The sequence below is a fragment of the Paenibacillus sp. L3-i20 genome (assembly GCF_022180385.2).
GTDB lineage: Bacteria > Bacillota > Bacilli > Paenibacillales > Paenibacillaceae > Pristimantibacillus.
Genome location: NZ_BQME02000001.1, coordinates 963,665 through 985,677 on the forward strand (window position 1 = coordinate 963,665; position 22,013 = coordinate 985,677).

17 protein-coding genes, 1 pseudogene and 1 CRISPR repeat array are annotated in these 22,013 nt (G+C 40.4%); of the genes and pseudogenes, 1 reads left to right on the forward strand and 17 read right to left on the reverse strand.

Annotated features, from left to right (window positions below; genetic code table 11):
• The 14 genes and pseudogenes from cas8c to def all read right to left on the reverse strand — a co-directional run bounded on the left by cas8c (position 1) and on the right by def (position 17,125).
• On the reverse strand, positions 1–1,905 hold the full coding sequence (cas8c, locus tag MFF31_RS04700; RefSeq protein WP_238186950.1) for a type I-C CRISPR-associated protein Cas8c/Csd1: 1,905 nt from the start codon (positions 1,903–1,905) through the stop codon (positions 1–3).
• Entirely contained in the window at positions 1,902–2,621 is a 720-nt protein-coding gene (gene cas5c, locus MFF31_RS04705; protein ID WP_238186951.1) for a type I-C CRISPR-associated protein Cas5c, read from the reverse strand. Before cas5c ends, cas8c begins: the two co-directional genes overlap by 4 nt.
• 223 nt (positions 2,622–2,844) lie before the next feature.
• Positions 2,845–5,271 carry a CRISPR-associated helicase Cas3' gene (gene cas3, locus MFF31_RS04710; protein ID WP_238186952.1) on the reverse strand — a complete coding sequence of 809 codons (2,427 nt, stop codon included), beginning with the start codon at positions 5,269–5,271 and terminating at the stop codon, positions 2,845–2,847.
• A gap of 104 nt (positions 5,272–5,375) precedes the next feature.
• Entirely contained in the window at positions 5,376–6,323 is a 948-nt protein-coding gene (locus MFF31_RS04715; RefSeq protein WP_238186953.1) for a helix-turn-helix transcriptional regulator, read from the reverse strand.
• A 409-nt stretch (positions 6,324–6,732) separates the two neighbouring features.
• Positions 6,733–9,061: direct repeats of the CRISPR family, unit length 32 nt; unit sequence ATTTCAATCCACACATCCGTGTAGGATGTGAC.
• Positions 9,062–9,319: 258 nt separating this feature from the next.
• Positions 9,320–10,207 carry an ABC transporter ATP-binding protein gene (locus MFF31_RS04720; RefSeq protein ID WP_248565483.1) on the reverse strand — a complete coding sequence of 296 codons (888 nt, stop codon included), beginning with the start codon at positions 10,205–10,207 and terminating at the stop codon, positions 9,320–9,322.
• The gene (locus MFF31_RS04725) at positions 10,188–11,039 is read right to left on the reverse strand and encodes an ATP-binding cassette domain-containing protein (RefSeq protein ID WP_238186955.1); all 852 of its coding nucleotides are present in this window, start codon (positions 11,037–11,039) and stop codon (positions 10,188–10,190) included. Before MFF31_RS04725 ends, MFF31_RS04720 begins: the two co-directional genes overlap by 20 nt.
• A gap of 41 nt (positions 11,040–11,080) precedes the next feature.
• Positions 11,081–11,917, reverse strand: coding sequence for an ABC transporter permease (locus MFF31_RS04730; protein WP_238186956.1), 837 nt, complete (start codon positions 11,915–11,917; stop codon positions 11,081–11,083).
• Positions 11,918–11,943: 26 nt separating this feature from the next.
• Positions 11,944–12,633, reverse strand: a complete 690-nt coding sequence (locus MFF31_RS04735) for an ABC transporter permease (protein ID WP_309296676.1) — start codon at positions 12,631–12,633, stop codon at positions 11,944–11,946.
• 47 nt (positions 12,634–12,680) lie between these two features.
• Positions 12,681–13,436: an ABC transporter substrate-binding protein gene (locus MFF31_RS04740; RefSeq protein ID WP_309296677.1), complete on the reverse strand. Its 756-nt coding sequence runs from the start codon at positions 13,434–13,436 to the stop codon at positions 12,681–12,683.
• Between the two features lie 33 nt (positions 13,437–13,469).
• Positions 13,470–13,928 (reverse strand): annotated as a pseudogene (locus tag MFF31_RS04745) (pyridoxal-phosphate dependent enzyme); the annotation flags it as partial.
• Positions 13,891–14,013, reverse strand: coding sequence for a hypothetical protein (locus MFF31_RS25165; RefSeq protein ID WP_282570420.1), 123 nt, complete (start codon positions 14,011–14,013; stop codon positions 13,891–13,893). The gene MFF31_RS25165 and the pseudogene MFF31_RS04745, both read right to left, overlap by 38 nt.
• A gap of 182 nt (positions 14,014–14,195) precedes the next feature.
• Positions 14,196–15,179, reverse strand: coding sequence for a phosphotransferase enzyme family protein (locus MFF31_RS04750; protein ID WP_238186958.1), 984 nt, complete (start codon positions 15,177–15,179; stop codon positions 14,196–14,198).
• Between the two features lie 301 nt (positions 15,180–15,480).
• A complete protein-coding gene (locus MFF31_RS04755) occupies positions 15,481–16,281 on the reverse strand; it encodes an undecaprenyl-diphosphate phosphatase (protein ID WP_238186959.1) in 801 nt (266 codons plus the stop codon).
• A 328-nt stretch (positions 16,282–16,609) separates the two neighbouring features.
• Positions 16,610–17,125, reverse strand: coding sequence for a peptide deformylase (gene def, locus MFF31_RS04760; protein WP_238186960.1), 516 nt, complete (start codon positions 17,123–17,125; stop codon positions 16,610–16,612).
• A gap of 263 nt (positions 17,126–17,388) precedes the next feature.
• Between def and MFF31_RS04765 the strand changes: the two genes are divergently transcribed.
• Positions 17,389–19,641, forward strand: coding sequence for an S-layer homology domain-containing protein (locus MFF31_RS04765; protein ID WP_238186961.1), 2,253 nt, complete (start codon positions 17,389–17,391; stop codon positions 19,639–19,641).
• Positions 19,642–19,678: 37 nt separating this feature from the next.
• Here the strand turns inward: MFF31_RS04765 and MFF31_RS04770 are convergent, their stop codons facing one another.
• The 3 genes from MFF31_RS04770 to MFF31_RS04780 form a co-directional block, all read right to left on the reverse strand.
• Positions 19,679–19,855 carry a hypothetical protein gene (locus MFF31_RS04770; protein WP_238186962.1) on the reverse strand — a complete coding sequence of 59 codons (177 nt, stop codon included), beginning with the start codon at positions 19,853–19,855 and terminating at the stop codon, positions 19,679–19,681.
• 187 nt (positions 19,856–20,042) lie between these two features.
• Positions 20,043–21,011 carry an ABC transporter ATP-binding protein gene (locus MFF31_RS04775; RefSeq protein WP_238188494.1) on the reverse strand — a complete coding sequence of 323 codons (969 nt, stop codon included), beginning with the start codon at positions 21,009–21,011 and terminating at the stop codon, positions 20,043–20,045.
• The gene (locus MFF31_RS04780) at positions 21,011–21,997 is read right to left on the reverse strand and encodes an ABC transporter ATP-binding protein (RefSeq protein ID WP_238186963.1); all 987 of its coding nucleotides are present in this window, start codon (positions 21,995–21,997) and stop codon (positions 21,011–21,013) included. Before MFF31_RS04780 ends, MFF31_RS04775 begins: the two co-directional genes overlap by 1 nt.
• Positions 21,998–22,013 lie beyond the last annotated feature (16 nt).

Consider the following 22,013-nt stretch of genomic DNA (forward strand, 5'->3'; position numbering starts at 1 on the left):
CTATTCGTTGATTGGCTCTGCAATAACATCTTCATCTTTATCCTTTTTCTGATAAAGCTCATGCCGCTGACTATAATAACCTAATAGATACAAGCCTGTTAGGGGTCTATTATTAAACTCGTCTACTGGGAGACGTGAACCTATTTCATCAATAATTCTATTCAAATCTGTTGCCTTTCTCCCTAACCTTGCTTGATACGGCTGTAGACATTGTTGAATTGTATTCCACGTTCTCTCTGGATGCTTTGAGAACGCATTCATATAGCGGATAGCGTTGCTCGCACGATTCTCATCTGGACCAAGTGCACGTCTTTCTAGCACATCAGCCACTGCCAACAGACGTCCAAACAAGTAATTACGATCATTATTACTTTGATCTAATGCCACATTCGATTTCTCCCTTCTATTGATTAATGCGCAAGTGATACTAAGCGTCTTCTCCCACTCCCATTTTTCCATAGCAACAGGATTAGAAGCACGGTGAAACGCACTCATTTCAATATCACGAGGTATTTTTTGACCATCTACAATACAAGGAAACATTCGCTCCATCAGGCCTTTGACGATTTTATCTCCTGCACGTGGTCCATATGCAGCAAATGCAATATCTTTTGTCGCAGGAGCTCCGTAAAATTGAACAAATTTACCTTCTTCATCCTTGCGATAACGATGCAACCATGCACATGATGAATGCCACTTAACAAGTCTGTCCAAATAAAGTTCTTTATTCATGCTTCGATAGTACAGTACAGCCATACGTCCAGTTGTTGCAGAATCAAGGATCATAATATTTACATCCGATTTTGTAGAAACGGCAAGCCGATTTTTGTAACCCTCTAATGCCTTCGCAACTTCGTTTGCAAACTCTCGATAAGTAAATGGAATGGTCTCCTTTACTTTGGAAACGGAAGGAAAAATATCAAAAGATTCCTCCGTTAATCCTGGTAAATCCAGTTCCCTATTCGCCCACACAAGAAATACTCGGCCATCAATAATTTTACCTTGCCGATTAATGAGCCACTTTAATGCATTATGTGCCTTCTGCGATACATCATAGCTAATACTAGCTACTTCAAATCCCTTATTAAAACGTCCACGGAACGTGAATCCCGTATCATCATTTGCTGAAATTAACTTTGCCTTATCTCCGGCATTTCTGATCTTATTAGCATGTTTATCAGTGCTTGGCAACAACTCACCTGTCACATAACAATAATCTGCTTCGCCAAGTTGCTGTCGATAGTATTGAATAAAAGATTGATGCATCTCTTTGTCCTTCCACACATCATTTGATAGTGGGTCATGTGAATGGACATTAAATCTAATAAACACACTTTCAGGACCACCAACAATAACAGAATAGATAGGTGGCTTTGAACCATATCGCTCTTCATACTTCTTATCCCATTTATTAATTAATCGCCCATCTTCATCTGTATAAAGCACCTTATTTTCCACTAAATCTTGAATAAGGCAACCCTTGGACAAGTAAGTGTACATACTTTTAACCTTAGGGACAGCATAAGGAGAATTTGCCCACTCACCTAACTTACTAATGTAAGCTACAAAAGGATCTTCTCCCTTTTTAACCTCCCCACCATAGGCTACAAAGTCCCCTGCTACATAACTTAATTTATCATGTAGTGGATATGGCGCTACTACAGCACCTGCTCTGCTAGCGGATTTCTCTGTGCAAGGAATGAGGGTACTTCCGTCGGACTTATCAATAACTGTTGCAGAATGATATTTTCCGTCTTCCGTTATATTTAATTGGACATGTGCCGTTTGAGTCGTATGTGAAATTGGTAGCAGCGTGTACTCTTGATCGTTATGTTTTTTTTCGATCTTACCAACGTGCTCTAAATTAAACTCGTAAGTTTCATATAAATGGAGTAGCCAACTCATAGTTTCCCCCTCCCTTCTAATTCATCAGATAGTACATCCACTGGCTCAACATTTCCCTGATCGAAATATTTAGGCTTCATATCAGAGATAATTCGAACTTGCTCACATTGTTCTGGTCGAATAAATTGAATAATGCCATTTCTCATCACCGGACTCCATAGACGCACTTCCAACTGCTCTCTTCCTGTTTCATCCGGATAGTTAATTCCATGTATCATATTGCCAAGATGAATGTCTCCGTAATTATCATAAAAACTTTCACCTTCACCGAAAACACAGGGTTCAACATATGCTTGGCATTCCCTCGCCCCAAGAAAAACATCCCTGCGACCTCCCGCTTGAAGTGAACGCTTGAATACATTGTGGTGCTTATTTTCGTTGCGATCAAAAGCCATCTCTGGACGGTTCAAATTGAACTCAAAATGTGATCTAACCTGATAACACGGTTCCTTCAAATAAGTGTAGTTCGCTAGCGTATTTCCACCGCTATATTCCAGTGGACGAATGCCCTTCGACTCCATACGGATCGGATTCATAATTCTCACTTCATCTATCACCATAATGAGAGTGGGCTTCCAGTAAATAGATTCCACAATTCCCTTCAGTGCTTGATAAGTCGGGACTTGGTAGCTAAGCTTCTCACCTCCCAACTTAGTTAGAGGGTCCGTAAACAGGGCGTAATCGCCATATATAACAAATTCCACTGAATTTCTCATAGATTCACCTCCTTTCTAAAATTACATTTGTTTCTATAAATAGAATATTACAACGATATCTATAAGTAAAGTATTATTTAACACATTATATGAATCTTATTAACTTATGTTAAATATATGGTATAATAATTCGTCGCACTTCACTGGGCGTGGATTGAAAAATATATTGTGTGAAATGAGAACCTAACTTCCCCACGAAGATAGGTTTCTTTCATTTCTACCCTTAAATAAAGCTGTCCCCAAATCCACTTTCATTTTCAATATCAACACCAAACCTATCACTATACGCACTTTCCTTGAGCGCCCATACCTTTCCATCAAACAAACATACTAATCCATCATTCTGAGTTAACTTTTGAATTTCGTATGGAAGTAAGTTGATCGTGTATTGCTGCGAACTTCGTAATAACTGTGTTAAATTTTCAATCGTCTCATTGCCATTCAATTTCGCAATAATCTCCCTCCCTACTTCACCGTAAGGCGCAATTACAGAGGTTGTATAATTTTCTATAACCTGAAAATGATTTGCAGCTGTTCGATAGCTATTTATAATGAAAAGTGGCAATGCCGTACCATTTTCATGCTTGTTTGCAACATAATAAGAGCTATCTTTACGATTAGCGAATAATAATTCCGTCATATTCTTCTCCAATTTCGCAATAGGATAGTTCAAATTTGTTTCTAACTCTCTATAAAATCTATGGAAATATTGTTTCATCGCATCGATCGACAGAACATGCCCACCATGACAATTGTGATCCTGTTTTAAATCAATTAATAGCTTTTTAGAAATCTCTTTCCCAATCCTTATTTCCTTCAAATGCTTTAAATTTTCTTCCTCATGATCAATGACATACACATACTGAATACCCCATTCCCCATGACGATTGCATCTGCCGGCAGCTTGTGCAATAGAATCTAATCCAGCCAACGAACGAATGACACATTTAAAACTTACATCAACTCCTGCTTCAATTAGTTGAGTGCTGATACACACAACTTTTTCTTCCCTAGCAAGATGCTCTCGCACTTTTCCCAAGATGTCATTCCGATGAGAAGCACACATCGCCGTACTCAAATGATAGATTGATATATCCTCGTAATCACTCAATAGTTCATAAAGTCGTCTGACAACCGACTTCGTATTAAGAATAACTAGAACACTTCCTACTTCTTCAATTTTCTCTTCTACGAAATGAACAAGTTTTTCATTCGTATAGGACTCACCTGTCGCTCGATCTATTATTTTTACTCGTGTGAATTCTTCTATAATGTGGTCTAAGTTATTAATGATTTCAGGTTCAGCTTCTAATTCAAGTTTATGTTCTACGAAATCAAGTGTAGGTTGCGTCGCCGTGCATAGGATAAGAGTGGATCGACCATACGTTTTAAGAAAATTAACAGCGCAATTAAATAATGAAACACATGGAACTGGAACCTTCTGTACTTCATCAAAAATAATTACGGATTCGCTCAGATTATGCATTCTCCGAATATTCCGACTTCCACGCTCATAAAAAACATTCAGAAACTGTACCATCGTTGTGAAAATAATAGGCGAATCCCAGTTGTCTTTAGCTAATTTCAATTTCTGGTTTTTGTTAACAATGCCATCGATGTCCTCATCATCATCGTTTCCATCATCAATAACATTCGAATGATGTTCAAGCAAACTAGTATCATCTTGAATGATTTTGCGTATTTCTAGAGCATTTTGTTCAATTATTGTTGTATAAGGAACAACGCATATAATGCGTTTTTTCCCAAACTCCATTGCATGTTTGAGTGCATATCGAAAGCTTGCCAACGTTTTTCCGCCACCTGTTGGAATTGAAAGTTTATAAATACTTGGCAATTCCATCGCAAACTCTTCACAACGATCCGACATTTGTTTTCTTAGTAGATTAATAGTGGTGTTTGCATCCTTATGTTCTTTGAAGGAACTTATTTTATTCATCATTTTTTCGTAATAATCCTGAAATAACACCGTGCTTTCTAGTTGTGGCTCGATGCTCTTATTTTCTTCAAATAATCTTGTGTTTGTGCGATCTGCATCAATTAATGTACTAAATACAAACTTCGTTAAAAACATTAGTTTACTTTCTTGTGATTCTGTCGATGGTTTTAATATAAATGATTCTAGTTCAGTCAATGCCTCCCCCACATATAGTCTAAGCCTGTCTTCACTCACTACATTAACGAAAAAGTTTCTTTTTGCTTCCTCATATGACTTAAGATCTTTCTCAAATACACGCTTCAAGTAATCAGACTCTAAATCTGGATTCAAAAAATCATGTAAATACGAGTGATGCGAAATAATAACGTTGCCAACTACTTCTGCCAAAATCCATTTTAAACTAGGACTTGGTTCATTATGATACAGTTCAAACAGTAACTTACCACCTGCAGTTGAATGATCTACACTTCCACGCCTTGGCGGATTATCCGGATTATTGACTGCATCCAATATATATGTTCTAAATTCAAGCGTAAATTTGCCCATATCATGGAGTAAACCAGCGAGCCCGGCAATATGCTTAACGCCAATTTTCTCCCCATACGATTCGGCCAATTTTTTTACTCCTAGTAAATGTTCCTCAACACTTTGAATCTCTTTGTCGCTTTCTCGAATATGAGCAATAAAATCCATGAGATGGCCTGCTTTCTTTTCATTTTGTCTACTACTAATCCCTTATATTGCTATTATGCAATAATAAAGTGACAGTTCGTCGTCTCGAATGTATGTTCGGTTCATTAATATAACTTCATCCAGTCACCTAGTTCTTTTTTAAACGCCTCTCTGGCTTGTAAAGGCTCTAGTATCTCTGCTTCTGGTCCATACTGTCGAACCCATCTAATAAACTCTTCCTCGTTATTTACAGTTACTTCGAATAGAATGCTTCCGTCATTCATATCTTTCATTCTCGGACGAACAAATAATTCTTCTTCTTTTACATATCTAGCAACAGTAGAACTAAACCGCACTTTAAATGTAACATTCCGGGTACCTTGCTGAATTGACCATGTATTCTTAAAAAATTTTTTAATATCTAAAGTGCCCCTAGGGAAAGAGTCGGATGTAAATTTCACTTCAAGAAAGCGACTAACCCGAAACGTTTTCACTTTTTCATCTTTGTGACATTTTCCAATAAGATAAAAACGTTGATCACGAGGGACAAGAAAATACGGGTCAATTTTCCGCTCCTTTGTTTCATTTCTATACTGGGTATGATAAACCGTCTCGATCGTTTTTTGCTCCAAAATAGCTTGTATAATCGTTTGTAGGTAATTTGGACTTTCCTTGCGATATGCAGGGGTACCGGTTTGAATAACTTTTGCGATATCTTCAAATATATTATTCAGTCGAGACTTTTCCTTATTATGAGTAGACATGACCTTATCATGGGCGGTTTCAAAACCAGGGGGAAGTTTTTCTAAATCTAATACAGAAGGCAACAAAGAAAAAACAAGTGCTTCTTGTTCGGAGAAATTAAGCGGGTACATAAAAAATTGACCAATAAATCTGTATCCAGTGCCTCTTCCTTCACTCGTAACGGGAGCAAATAAGCTGATTATATCTATATCTCTGTAGATTGTACGTATAGTTACATCAAATTTTAGCGCTAGTTCTGATGCAGTTATTCCTGGTTTTGCTTGTATTGCAATAATAATGTTTATGAGTCGTATAACCTTATCAATCATAGCTTCCCTCCTTATTTCAGGAAATGAACTACCATGATTACCAATTCGACAAAATCCAATAATTTCCTTCAATATATTAATAATTATTATCACTTTTTATTGAACAATAAAACAATAGCTGGAATGGTGTCACATATTGTCGCTACCGAATTGCGATAAACAAGTTAATGGCAGATTTTTAGTATGAAAAACAAGATTTCTTATTATCTATTAGAGATTAAATGATAGTGTTCCGTGTAGGATGTGCATGAAAATTTCATGACCACCCCCATCTTTTCAGGTTAATCAACACATCCATTTACGATGTGACTTTAACTCAAAGCAAGAAGCTCTTTCTATTTGCATTTCAAACCACACAATCCGTGTAGGATGTGACTTATCATTACCGAATAAGGGCGGTAAGACGTACATTTCAATCCACACATCCGTGTAGGATGTGACTCCAAGTTCGTTCAGTAGCTCGTCCAATTCTTGCATTTCAATCCACACATCCGTGTAGGATGTGACTCTCGATACCGAGACATACGGCCTGAACAACTGATTTCAATCCACACATCCGTGTAGGATGTGACGTTGCGAAGCTTGGAAGATCGACTGAAAGCGACAATTTCAATCCACACATCCGTGTAGGATGTGACTAACTAAAAATAGGAGTGATTTACTATGGAATGATTTCAATCCACACATCCGTGTAGGATGTGACTTCACGCTCACCCATACCACTAACAGCCTGTATGATTTCAATCCACACATCCGTGTAGGATGTGACTAACGGGATCGACCTGGGATGGCTCATTTACGAATTTCAATCCACACATCCGTGTAGGATGTGACATACCCTGACGAGGCGCAAGTAATTGAGTTCTTATTTCAATCCACACATCCGTGTAGGATGTGACCAACCGTTCATCAGCGCTTTGATTGCATTACGAATTTCAATCCACACATCCGTGTAGGATGTGACGACATTGACACGGGGTTATATCTCAAAGTAGACATTTCAATCCACACATCCGTGTAGGATGTGACTTACTATTTTTCAGTTTATTGGTACTTATACCGATATTTCAATCCACACATCCGTGTAGGATGTGACAATACCCCTCACTTTTGCCGCCCCCCATGAAATGATTTCAATCCACACATCCGTGTAGGATGTGACAATACCCCTCACTTTTGCCGCCCCCCATGAAATGATTTCAATCCACACATCCGTGTAGGATGTGACAATACCCCTCACTTTTGCCGCCCCCCATGAAATGATTTCAATCCACACATCCGTGTAGGATGTGACTTGTGGTCTCTTCTTTACGTCGTCACTCATTAATATTTCAATCCACACATCCGTGTAGGATGTGACCAAATTGGATACGTGCTTGCTGGCCGTACTTGATATTTCAATCCACACATCCGTGTAGGATGTGACATTGATTTCATCGCATTTATACTAGATTGCGACATTTCAATCCACACATCCGTGTAGGATGTGACGTGCTAGATAAGATGATACGGGATAAGGTCAAGATTTCAATCCACACATCCGTGTAGGATGTGACTACCGATTGCGGATGCGCTTGGCGTTCCCGAACGATTTCAATCCACACATCCGTGTAGGATGTGACGTGACGTATTCCGCTCGTATGTTAAGTAATAATTTCAATCCACACATCCGTGTAGGATGTGACACATAATGACGATGCTAAATAATTCTGATAATAATTTCAATCCACACATCCGTGTAGGATGTGACGACCAATCAAGAAGGAAATGCTATGATTACCTAAATTTCAATCCACACATCCGTGTAGGATGTGACTTACAATTAATGTTTCGCCGCGTTTAAGTTGCTATTTCAATCCACACATCCGTGTAGGATGTGACCAGTTGATTCTTACAAAGCACTAAGGATCGTCAAATTTCAATCCACACATCCGTGTAGGATGTGACTCACATGTTTCATTTGATTCTTGGTATCCTTCGATTTCAATCCACACATCCGTGTAGGATGTGACAGTAGTACCCGTAAAGGCGATTGATTCTGTTGTTATTTCAATCCACACATCCGTGTAGGATGTGACAGGTCCAAAATAGGGATTATTGTTCGCATGAATAATTTCAATCCACACATCCGTGTAGGATGTGACTCTAACTTCATTCGCAAACACCACCTATTCATCATTTCAATCCACACATCCGTGTAGGATGTGACATCAACAACGAAAATAGGGCAAAAAGATACAGTAATTTCAATCCACACATCCGTGTAGGATGTGACTCATCCATTAATCCTATTACTTCAATTGGCAAAGATTTCAATCCACACATCCGTGTAGGATGTGACGCCCCCAAATATGGCACACATTGCCCACTTGAGTATTTCAATCCACACATCCGTGTAGGATGTGACATTCGTGAATGGCGTGATATTGAAACTGCAGAGGATTTCAATCCACACATCCGTGTAGGATGTGACTAACCAAATCCCATTGCATATGTCGGTGCAAAGTATTTCAATCCACACATCCGTGTAGGATGTGACTGGTTGAGTATGAGGATGACTATACGGAGATAATTATTTCAATCCACACATCCGTGTAGGATGTGACTTTTACGAAAAATAATTATCGTCATCTAACAGGCATTTCAATCCACACATCCGTGTAGGATGTGACATGTTGTTCGAGCTTGGTGTCAACGTAGGTCTAAATTTCAATCCACACATCCGTGTAGGATGTGACAGCGAATTCCTATAAGAAAATCTAAAAAGGGTGTCATATCTTCCTCTGTCAGATAAATTTATATGAAATTCGAAACTCTTATAACGATTTTACTCATTATTTTATTATATATTGGATTAATCTTGGTGCGAATGTACTAGGGTTTTCATGTGCACTCCACATCCGCACCAGTATCCATACGGAAGATATCCACCCGTTTTTACATCTATTCGTTCCATTTCTTGTGATAGTAACACACTCATCTTGCTTAATCCAATATTATGTAATTAACACAACTAGATGGTTACTAAAAATAAAATAATTTACAATCATAATCAGTGACAACTCTAACCTATTAAAACATCCAAACTTCTTCCTCCCACCCGGATGCATAGGCAGCACCGAGTCGAACAAGAGACGCGATGCTGGATGAGAAAGGCGATGGAGTGCATGAACATCCTGTAACGTCTCCACAATTTGACCTTGGTCCATCACTGCAATTTCATGGGCGAGCTTCCCAATTGTTTGGAGATCATGTGATATGAACAAATACGATAATCCAAATTCCTTCTGCAATTGAATCAATAAGTCCATAATTTGCATCTGCACGAGAACATCTAAACTGCTGACTGCTTCATCCAGTATGATTAGCTGTGGCTTAAGTGCTATCGCTCTTGCAATACAGACTCTTTGCAATTGCCCTCCGCTTATTTCATGCGGATATTTGCCCATTATATCGGAGCTCAAATTTACTACTTCTAGTAACTTCTCAACCCTCTTTGTTAGCTCGGCAGATGAACATTTCTCATAATTAAGCAGCGGCTCAGCAACGATATCTTTAGTCGTAAATCGGGGGTTCACTGAGCTATAGCAATCTTGAAACATAAGACCAATATTTCTACGTATCCCTTTATTGTTTCTATTAGTCTTTGCTAACATATTTATCCCGTTAAATAATAGCTCACCGCAATCCGGCTGCTCTATCCCAGCGATTATACGACCCAGCGTACTTTTGCCAGAACCACTTCTACCGAAGATGCCAAGGCATTTGCCCCGCTCCAACTTAAGCGAGATATTATTTACTACCTTAACCGATTTCGACGGCGCCATTATCGTCTCTTTCATACAGTATGACTTCGAAATATTTTTAAACTCTAACATACTCATCACTTCTGGTTCCGCCCTCCACATGGTGAATGTCACCCTTTCCAGCTAACTGGCGCCTTGCTCCTAATAAAGCACGGGTATACTCATGTTCAGGCGAATCAAAAATATGATGAACAGACGCACGTTCGACCAATCTTCCCTCGCACATTACCCCTACTTCATCCGCTAATTGAGCGATTACGCCAAAGTCATGTGAGACAAGTAAAATACTCATTCCATACTGATTCCGCATCCGATCCAGCAACTTCAAAATATCGAGCTGACACCCCGTATCCAGCGCTGTAGTTGGCTCGTCGGCAATAAGGAGGCGCGGCTTTAAACATACAGCCATCGCAATCATTACCCGTTGGAGCATCCCACTGCTTAATTGAAACGGATATTTACGTAGCAGCATTTCCCCATTCGCAAGCCCAACCTGATTCAAATAATCCACAGCATATTTGATCGCTTCTCGTTTACTTAAGGGAATATGAGTCCGAATCGTCTCAACAAAATGAGCTCCGATTGTCATTACGGGATTAAATGCTGACATTGGATTTTGCATGGCGAATGCAATTTCTTTCCCTCTAATACACCGCATCTCCATTGGACTCTTCCCTAACAACTGCCCACCGCATAACTCGATACTTCCCCCTGTAACCGCGAGAGTACCGCCAAGTATGTTCAAGATAGACATACATGTTAACGTCTTCCCGCTTCCGCTTCCTCCAACAAGGCCAAACACTTGCCCGCCCATAATGTCAAAAGAAAGCTGATGAACAAGCGGCTCAGTCCCTTGCTTATTTGTGCAACTAATCTCTAAACCTTCAACCCGCAATATTGGAGTATTCACTGCCTAACCCCCCTTCTTCACAATGCCTCTTTCCCATCCAGCTACTGCACACTCTCCTTCACATCAAACGAATCTCTTAATGCATTGCTGAACGTGTTGAATGCCATCACCGTAATAAATATCATTAGTCCCGGATAAAGCATTATCGAAGGAATCGTTGCTATGTAGGGTCTTCTTTCGTTAATCATCATTCCCCATTCCGCGATAGGCTCCTGAACTCCAAGGCCAAGGAAAGACAGCTCCGATATGATAAGAATGACTTTACCTGCATCGAGGGCAAGCAATACAAGCACATGCGGCAATATGCTAGGCCAAATATGTTTCCAAATAATACGTATATGTGACGTTCCCGATAGCCTTGCAGCAATAACATAATTACGTTCTTTTGCACTCAGTACCATTCCTCGAATAATTCGTGCGTAGCTGACCCATTGCACAAAAACGATCGCTAATAGGAGATTTCCCAAACCAACGCTTAAGATGCCTATTAACGCCAATGCTAGAATAAGCTTCGGGAAAGCGAGCAACGCATCACATATTCTCATGAGCAATTGATCCAGACGCCCACCCCTATAATCCGCATACGTCCCTATCGCCATACTAACAACCAAAGTAATGCTTATCGCAAGAAATGCTCCCCCAAGGGATACACGTGTACCATACAATATTCTTGATAAAATGCATCGGCCAAGATGATCGGTTCCGAGCGGATATGTCCAAGAGGAGCCTTGCAATTTATCGATAATTTCTCCTTGATAAGGATCATGTGGTGCAATATAGGGAGCAAATAATGCAATCAATATACATAAACCTACGATCACTCCGCTCACCCAAAATAATTTGTGGCGAATAAGCTTAACTGTAGTCGCAAATGCCATTATGTGTGCTCCCCTTCTCACGAACTCTAAGCAGTCGTAACAGGAGGAAGTGCATTTCTTAGCACATGTGTCCCTATTACTCTACTCTCCTTAATCCCTCTTAATCTGGCATAAAGCACAAACGGACTTTTCAAATAATTCAATATGCCAGTACGAAGCAGTCTTATAAATGAAGAGCAGTAAGCGAGGGCAAGCGTAAGAGCAGGAAGAATGAGATGTGTAATCCCTCCCCTGCCCATAAGCGGCAATACATTCAGTTTCATGGAAAAGAAATAGACGAGAAGAAAGCCCAGCCAAAAGCTGCGCATAGCGGATACAGCAAATACGAATAGACGGCTGATGTGATCGAACCATCGATCTTTATAGAGTGCGGATAAAATGCCAATCGGTATACTAATGACGATTAACAGCACGATTGCACCAGCCGCAAGCTGTAAAGTAGCAGGCAAGTAGGAGAGTATCTCCTCCACTACTGGCTTCTTCGATACATAAGAAATACCAAAGTCCAAACGAAGAGCATCCCCCAGCCATTGCAAATATTGCACCACAAGCGGTTGATCCAGTCCAAGCTCTACCCGTGCAGCTTGGAGCGCTTCTTCCGATACCGCCGTTTTGGACAAGTTCAAATATGCTTCCGCAGGATCAACAGGTACCAAATGGATCAGTATAAATGAAGCAACGATATGCCGAATAAAATTGGAATGGGCGTCAACAATCTTTTACCAATAAATGCAACCATTCAGCACCCACTTATCCTTGTTCATTACTTCACTTCAATCGTTCCGAAAGGAATTTCATATTGCATCGGCAGAAACTGAACGCCATCCACATTTTTGTTATAAACGACCGTATGCGTTGTAAAGGAGATAGGCAAATAAACCGCTTGTTCATGTAAGGTGGTCAAGATGTATGTATATAGCTCAGCTCTTGTTTGCTCATCTGTACTAATTAATACTTCACTAATTTTACGATCAATTTCTGCTTTCATTGAAAGTCCCGATTTCGCTTGATAGTCGCCATGGGATGGATTAGGCATTGAAGCGACTACCGAATGTGGGTCGTAAGGAACACCCCATGTTTCGCTGAAAATTAAATTGAAGTCGCCAGCCTTTTGCCGATTGACATGAGACTGGTACTCTTCGCCAATAAGCTTAACATCAACGCCAAGCTCCCTCAGCTCTCCCTGCATAAACTCAGAAACTGCCTTCTGTACGCTTTCCCCGCTATCATAGGCAAGTGTGATCTCCAGCGGCTGACCATCCTTCGATCTAAATGTATCGCCATTCTTGATCTTCCAGCCTGCTTCATCCAGTAAACTTGCCGCTTTGCTGCTATCAAATTCATATGGCTTTAATGGCAAATTGGCATAAGGAAGCTCTGATGAAAACAACGTATCTGCTTGCTTCTCAATTCCGTAAAATACGTGATCGATTAACGTCTTCTTATCCAGAGCATGAGAAAGAGCCAGCCTCACGTTCAAATCCTTCGTACCCTTTGCCCGAATTAACGGCCAATACACGCGGAAGAAACGAGAGAAACCTCCGATCTGTCCACCTGTACTTACTGTAATGATGACTGCATCAAGTTCTCCGTCACATTGTTCGAACAACTCCGCTGCCGTCTTTTTGTAGTGAGCTTCTCCATTAAGCGGATTAAAGCATTGGTCAGGACGGAACGAATTTGGTATTTCACGGTGCAGCTTATTGGCGAGAGCAATTCTTGTTTTATGATAAGAGCCGCTGTCATCCTGCTAGGTCACGACAATAACCTCTGCACCGTAGGCTTTGAGTATGGCAAGGTTCGTTGACGTTGTTTTCGGATCGATTAGAATAATAACCCGATATCCCCGAGCTGCTCCTATCATCGCAAGGGATATACCAAAGTTTCCTGATGAGGATTCGATGAGAGTACCGCCTGGCTTAAGCCAACCTCTACGTTCTGCCTCTTTCACAATATATAGCGCAGGTCGATCTTTAATGCTCCCTCCTGGATTCGTTCTCTCTAGCTTCAATCGTATATCTTGTACCCTCCAGAACACCAAATTTCTCAATTGCACAAGGGGGGGTATGACCTACCGTATCTAAAATCGTTTTCATTAGTGACCTCCACTCATTTAGGATTCCAACCAAATTTATGATGGAAAACGTTTGTGCAAATGACCATTTGGAGTTATATTGACTACAAAATAGTTATTTTATTTTTAAATGATTCCAACGAGGTGCATATTTTCGGCATAAAAAAATGCACCCGCCGGACAATGGCAAGTGCATGTCTTTATTCATATATGGGGCAGCTTGTCCCAATTGTCTTCTATCCAATGTAATTCTTCGACGAAGCGACCTAATAAGCTTCTGAGCTCCATCTGAGCTCGAATTTCCGTACGCAGCCACCAGATGGATTCAAATACATACAGTAACTTTAATGCTCGAGGAAGCATATCGGCCGGCGCTTTTGAATGTTCACGATACCCGCTCATAAATGCTTCAACCTTCTCTATGTCGAGATGCCCCTTCGATAAGGCGCCAGACAAAATGACACGGGCAACATCAATTTCTGGATAGGCCATCGTCATGCGGTCGAAGTCCACAATCCCAGTTACTCCTTGTTCATGTAGCAATATATTATCCACCCACAAATCCCAATGCATCCATCCAATTGGGCATGAATCAAATAGATTAAAATCGATAGACTGAACAATTTGTTGCGATCGGCTTAACCATTCCTGTGCAGTCTTGTCCCCAGCCTCTTGCGCCGCCTGCCAATTGTTCTGCCAACTAGTAAAGTAATCAGCTTGAACGGGCTTCGAAACATTCTTCTCCAAAGGTGGAACCCTCTCCAGCCATTTATGCATTTGCCCCGTCACTTGCCCTAAATGATACATCTGCGCCCTGTTCATGCTGCCAGCTTGTACGGTATGTCCATCTACCCAATCCTGTACCGTATAGAACAGCCCACTCTTCGTTTCTTGCAACCATTGTTTTTCAAAGGAATAAACGTTTGAACACGGTATCCCTGCTCTACTCAGTTCGTCCTGTAATTGGAGCACTTGTTCAATTTCAGCCCTTCGAGCAGGATAAATATGCATCTTGTACCGTTCTGGATGATAATATTTTATGAAATAGTTCCCTTTATTCGTTGTCATCCGCCATTTGACGTTCAGAAAACCTTTTTCGATAGGTGTTGCTTCAGTGACGGTTAGCCCGAACTGCTCATTCAGATGAAGGGCAATTTCCGCTGCTAACTGTTCATTCGACTCGTGCATAATAGCATCCCTAACCTTTCCTAGAAGGTACAAACTGAGATTCAATATACGACTACTGCATTAAAAAATCGTTCATATGCAATTCCGCATTACAGATAAAAAAGCCAATCAGAGGAAATATTCAAAGAAATGGAATTATTCCGATTCATATAGAATAACCGACTTTTATGTCTGAAGAAAGAGCTATATTGGATGAGTCATTTCTCGAAAAAGTGAGGGTAATGGAGATCATTGCGCAAAAAAAAGCGGCGGCTTCCGAGCTTATAATTAAGCCCAGAAACCGCCGCATATTCGCGGATTATTACATTACAAAAATAAAGAATACCGCAGCTAGAACGAAGCGATAAATCGCAAACCATTCAAGACGAAGACGTTTAATCAAGTTAAGGAACGTTACAACTGCAATCATAGCTACAACAAACGCTGCGATAAATCCGATCAAGAATAGAACTAGATCATCAGATGTAATGTAATCGCGACTATCGTACAGATCTAGCACTGTCGCTCCAAGCATTACTGGAACAGAAATGATAAACGTAAAGTCCGCAGCAGCTTTTTGACTTGTTCCAAGCAACAATCCGCCGGATATCGTAGCGCCTGATCTGGAGAAACCCGGCCATAACGCCAAGCATTGAAACAAACCGATTCCAAATGCTTGTTTGTACGTAATATCGTCCGTTTCTTCGGCAGTGATTGTACGCTTAACCCTTGCTGCAACAATCATCAATATGCCACCCAAAATCAAACTAATGAGAACAGGTGCAGGACCAAACAATACGCGTTTTATAAAGTCGTTCAGTAGCAGATATACGACTAATGCAGGGATCATTGCAATGATCATATGGATAGCATTCAACTTATTTTTGGTTTTGAAGTTGAAAGTCATCAAGTCTTTTAGAATGACCATATATCTCTTCCAATAAAGGATCAAGACAGCCATGACGGCACCTAACTGAATGACAATTTTGAACGTTTTCGCTGCATCTCCATCAAATCCGAGTAAATCACCGGCTAAGATTAAATGACCAGTTGATGATACGGGCAGAAACTCAGTTAATCCCTCAATAATACCTAATATAATCGCATTAATAATGTCTTGCATGTACTTAATTCCGCCTTTCTAATAAAATCTAGGGCGGCCACATTTGTTGCCTATAGCCTTAACATCATAGTTATGGATTACCATCCCCTATAACAGTTTAAAATAATTATGAGCCCAAATCAATCGAATTAGATGACAATTATGCGCTCTATGTTTCAGCTGTGTAAGATGGCTTACAATTAATACCACTTTTTCGTTGTCCAACTTAGAATACAATGTGTCTCTTGATTAACCCGATTAAGCGAACTTCTTTTACTACGTATTGCTTTGCTTTGCTCTCCCCAGCACAAGAGCTGCATTCAAGCCTGCCAGACTCCGCCGATAATAGCTACTTACTATGAGATAACTTCGTCACAGCAAGCAAATTTGCCCTAACATTTGTCCACTCATTATAAAATAGACCATCTTTAATATGATCAATATAGAGAATCCCATTTAGATGATCAACCTCGTGCTGGATGCATCTTGCAAGAAAGCCGTCAGCTGCAATAATAGTCTCTGCGCCTGATCGAGTTATCGTTTTCACTCGTACCGACTGCGCTCTACTCACAATTCCTGCGTGACCAGGATAGGACAAGCAACCTTCTGGTCCTATTTGCTCGCCACTTTTATAAATAATCTCGGGATTAATTAACTCCACTAATCCTTCGCCGCAATCCATCACAATAACTCTTCTTAAAATGCCGACTTGGGGAGCAGCTAAGCCCGATCTACCTTCATCAGCGTAAAGTGTATCCGTCAAATCGTCGAGCAGCTTTATTATTTTTGGAGTAATACTCTCAACTGGCTTAGCTATTTTTCGAAGAATTGGATCTCCGAATGCTACTATCATCTTCGCTGTCATTGTTTAACACCCTCTTTTCGCTCAATTGATGTGCGTTTTACAATTATTTTACATCATAATTCCACTTGGGTTAAGCGGTTTGAAATCCAGTATTGGATTGCAGATTTGCCTAAGTTCATGAAGAGCTATCTGCAAATTTCAAGCTGCGAAAGTAGAATTATAACAAATACATATAATAGTTATTCTTTTTGCTATGCTATAATAAATATTGTAAAAATGATCCTTTTTAACTTGATGCTATTCTAAAATTAGGAGTGTTCACATTGTTGCAAATCAGTCAGTGGAAGTTAAGTGCTAAACAAACCGTATTATTGGTAATGGGTATTATTGTATTCGTATTGTGTTTTCAAGTTCAAGATGTACAAGCAAGCCCGAATATTGAAGTGAAAAAGGTTCGAGAGGTTAAGTATTTTAATGCAAATATACCCGGTGCTATTGCCTATAATGGGAAAAGCTATATTTTCAAAGATTACAAATCCGAAGATGGGTTAACTTGGTATGAATATAACAAAAACTTTTTTGATGGGAAAAATAAACCAACATACATTAAGGATGAATTGAAAACTATTTGGGATGGCAAACGTTTTGTAATGATTGGCGTTGATAATGAGATAGCAACGTCCGTTGACGGAGTAACGTGGCAAACTACGATTATCCCCCATAAGGACGCGGATAAGATGTATGTGATTCAAGATTTTCTGTATGTGAATGGCACCTATTATTTTGTAGCACAAGATCGGGATAAAGAGATTTATATATATGAAGAGTTAGGCGGCGGGTTTTATGTCCCTGGTCCAAATGCCTTTTTCACCAGCAAAGATTTAAAGAGCTTCAAGCTTGGGACAAAGGAAGGCATGACACAAAGCATGGCTGGAGAACGACCGATTGAAAATTTGATGTGGACAGGGAAATATTTTTTGGGAAATGGTAATGCGGTAGCCACGTCTAAAGATGGTATTCACTGGAACGGTGGCGATTCTAAAAAAATGATCGATTTCAACGGTGCAGATAATTTAAATTACGTTTGGGATGGCAAAAAGTTTATTGCAGCATCGTCTGGTTTTGATGGCAATGCTATTATATCCTCGGTTGATGGGGTTAAGTGGAAAACGGTTTTAAAAATACCGGAAAATATTGATTTTAAAAGTATAGGCTTTAATGGGAAGGAATATATCGCGGTAGGTACGGGGAAAGTTTTTTATTATTCAGTGGATGGCGTCCGTTGGAGTGCAGTGACTATAGACAGTAAAGATGCGAGTATTCATAGTGTGCAGCCGACAAAAGATGGTTTTCTTATAGCGGGAAGCAGTGTTTACTACGTCAAAAACAAGGATCTGCAAACACCGAGCAAATGGGCGGCAGCGGCTATTCAGAAAGCTACAAAACACCAATTAATATCAGATGAATTACTTAATTATTATAAATCTAATATTACCCGAAAAGATTTCAGTAGAGCGAGTATTCAATTGTATGAGGCTCTGACTGGGGTTAAAGCGGTGGCCCCTAAGACCAACCCGTTTGTAGATACAGCAGACGGTTATATTTTGAAAGCTTATGAGCTTGGTATAGTTCAAGGTGGCGCACAAGGCAAGTTTGCTCCAAACAATCCCGTTACTAGACAAGATATTTCGATTATGCTCTATAAAACGTTAAAAGCCGCAGGCGTTCAAAACTTAGACGCAGAGACTAACTGGCAGACTTCTTATGGAGATGTGAATCTTGTGGCTACCTATGCGAATCAAGCTCTTCAATTTTTCAACCATAACCAAATCATCAATGGCAAAGAAAATAATCAGCTAGTTCCGAGAGGCAATACGACAAAAGAAGAAGCGATAGTCATGTTAGTAAGAGTGTTTGAAAAGTTTAATACGAGACCTGTAGCAGAACTAGAGAATAGTAATCCAGTTACGGGCATCCCGGCCATTCAATCTCATATGAACAAAAAAGGATATTCGTTCATGCTGGATCGTATATCAAGAGAAGATGAAAAGTACTATGTATTAAGAAATAAGAACTATGAGAAAGTTGCTGTTTATGAGCAGGAGCGCAAGGAAAGTCTAGAAGAAATCGAGGATGAGGTTTATATCTTTTCAGCGGATGAACCTGATTATTTCTATACGGACTTAAACATAAATATAGATTACGTTGCTAAAAAAGATGATTACAAGCTCCAGCTCATTCAAGAAATGATTGAAAGTGAAAAGGGAGTCAAGCTGCCAGGATTAAGCGACGAATTAAAAAATGCGTTGAAGAATGTCAAAATTGCATATGGAGAAAATTCGGATGAAAAATTTATTCAAATTAATGGCATGAATATTATGTATATTATATTTCGTGAGAGTGACAAAAAGGAATATATTTTGAAAGTCCACTATCAGTCTCTAGAGGTACAAGCAGAGCTGGAGAAGAAACGTTATGAGCAGGAGCAAGCCGAGAAAGAGCAGCTGGAGAAGGATCGCTACGAGCAGGAGCAATTCGAAAAAGCGCTAGCTGAGCATGAGGAATTTCAGCAATAGACAAAACCCAGTGCCATTCAAGGCACTGGGTTTCATTTTATAGATACTGTTTTTGATGTGCAGGGATCTCTGTAGAAGAAGTATATCTCTTATCTTTAATAATATCTCGTGTGAACATGGCCATATTGCCGCTTGGTTCAAAAATGATAGAAAATAAAACTGAAAATGGAAAAGCTACAGCCTTTAATAGGAAATTCCCGATTTTGTTAGCCAAACTATCACCCCCATTATTAGATAATAAATGTACGGAATAGTTCATCGTTTGGTAACCTTTTTTTACTACAAAAATTGAATTTTTTTACACTGTATTTGTAAACAATCTATTAATTCTCGATAATTTTAATATGTATCCCAATACTAATGCGGTCATAATGATCATTGGGACCACTAATGGACCATCCTCATACAAAATGGCAAGCAACGTAATGATCGCCTCCCATATGACGAAACTGGGGTATTTCCTGACTGCACTGTTCCTTGGCTATCGGACAGCGGGTATGAAATTTACAGCCTGACGGCGGATTGGCGGGACTAGGCATATCACCCTTCAAGACGATTCGTTCTCGCTTCAGCTTAGGAATCGGTATTGGAACTGCTGACAATAGCGCTTTTGTATACGGATGGAGTGGGTTACGGAATAGCTCATCACGGGATGCTGTCTCCATCATCGAGCCTAAATACATAACCCCGATGCGTGAGCATAGATGCTCGACGACACTGAGATCATGTGAGATGAACAAATACGTTAATCCACGTTGCTGCTGTAAACTGTGGAACAAATTAATAATTTGCGCTTGAATAGAGACATCAAGTGCAGATACTGGTTCATCTGCAATAATGAGCTCAGGCTGGAGAATGAGTGCTCTTGCAATGCCGATTCGCTGTCGTTGTCCTCCAGAAAATTCATGAGGAAACTTATCGTAATGGTACGAGGATAGTCCGCAAAGTGCTAACGTTTCAAGCACTCGGTCACGGATTTCACCTTTTGTAGCTAGACCATGATCGATCACGGCTTCACCAATTGCTTCACCGACTCGAACTCTTGGATTAAGCGAGCCATATGGATCTTGAAAAATAAGCTGCATCTTCGGCCTCAGCTGACGCAACTCCGCACGGGTCGTCCCATATAAATCGATTCCTTTGAACTTTACTTCTCCGTCTGTTTTATCTGTTAACCGAATCATCGTGCGTCCTACCGTGCTTTTGCCGCTGCCTGATTCTCCGACTAGTCCAAATGTCTCTCCCCGTTGTATGCGAAAGCTAATATCGTCAACGGCTTTGACATGACCAATCGTTCTGGTGAACAGCCCGGTTGATGTGATAGGGAAATACTTTTTCAATCGGTTCACTTCTACAAGCGGCTCATTCATCAACTTGCTTCCCCCGCTTTCCCATACAGCCAGCAAGCAACCTTCTGGTTGCCCGGCTCTTCTTGCAGCAGTGGTTGCTTCGTGTTGCATATTGCCTTTCGATGCTCACAACGTTCATAAAAGTAACAAGATTGCTCATTAAGCTCCAGCGGATTCGGCACCTGACCCGGAATCGAATAGAGCTGCTCCTGCCGCTGATTAATGACCGGCTTTGATCGCAGAAGTCCTTGCGTATAAGGATGTAGCGGCTTTTCGAATAACTCTACAACTCCGCCTGTCTCGACAACCTTCCCTGAATACATGACAACGACGTGGTCTGCCATTTCTGCAACGACACCAAGATCATGTGTAATGAGCAAAATGGACATATTCGAGTCACTCTTAATTTGTGCAAGCTTATCGAGAATTTGTGCTTGAATCGTTACATCTAGTGCGGTTGTTGGCTCATCTGCGATAAGCAGCCTCGGATTGCACGAAATCGCAATGGCAATCATAATTCGTTGCAACATCCCGCCACTTAATTCATGCGGATAACAGCCGGCAATTTGCTCGGGACGAGGAATATCGACCATTTCGATAAGCTCAATTGCTCGTAGATGCGCTTCCTTGCGACTTAACTTCAGATGTTCCATAAGCGGCTCCATTAATTGTTGTCCGATGGTCAATACCGGATTAAGCGATGACATAGGCTCTTGAAATATAATCGAGATGTCGTTGCCACGAATCGTTCTTTGCTCATTTTTGCTAAGTTTAAGCAGATTATCGCCCTCAAAGCGGATAACGCCTCCTACAACTTTGCCTGCCGGCTCTTCCACAAGACCCATTATCGACATCGCAGTTACACTTTTGCCGCAGCCCGACTCCCCAACGATGCATACGGTCTCTCCTTCGTTAATACTCAAGCTAACACGATCGACCGCTTTCACTTCTCCATGTTCCGTAAAAAAATGAGTGCTAAGATCTTCAATTTCCAATACAGGTTTCATCGTTTGACGTTCACCT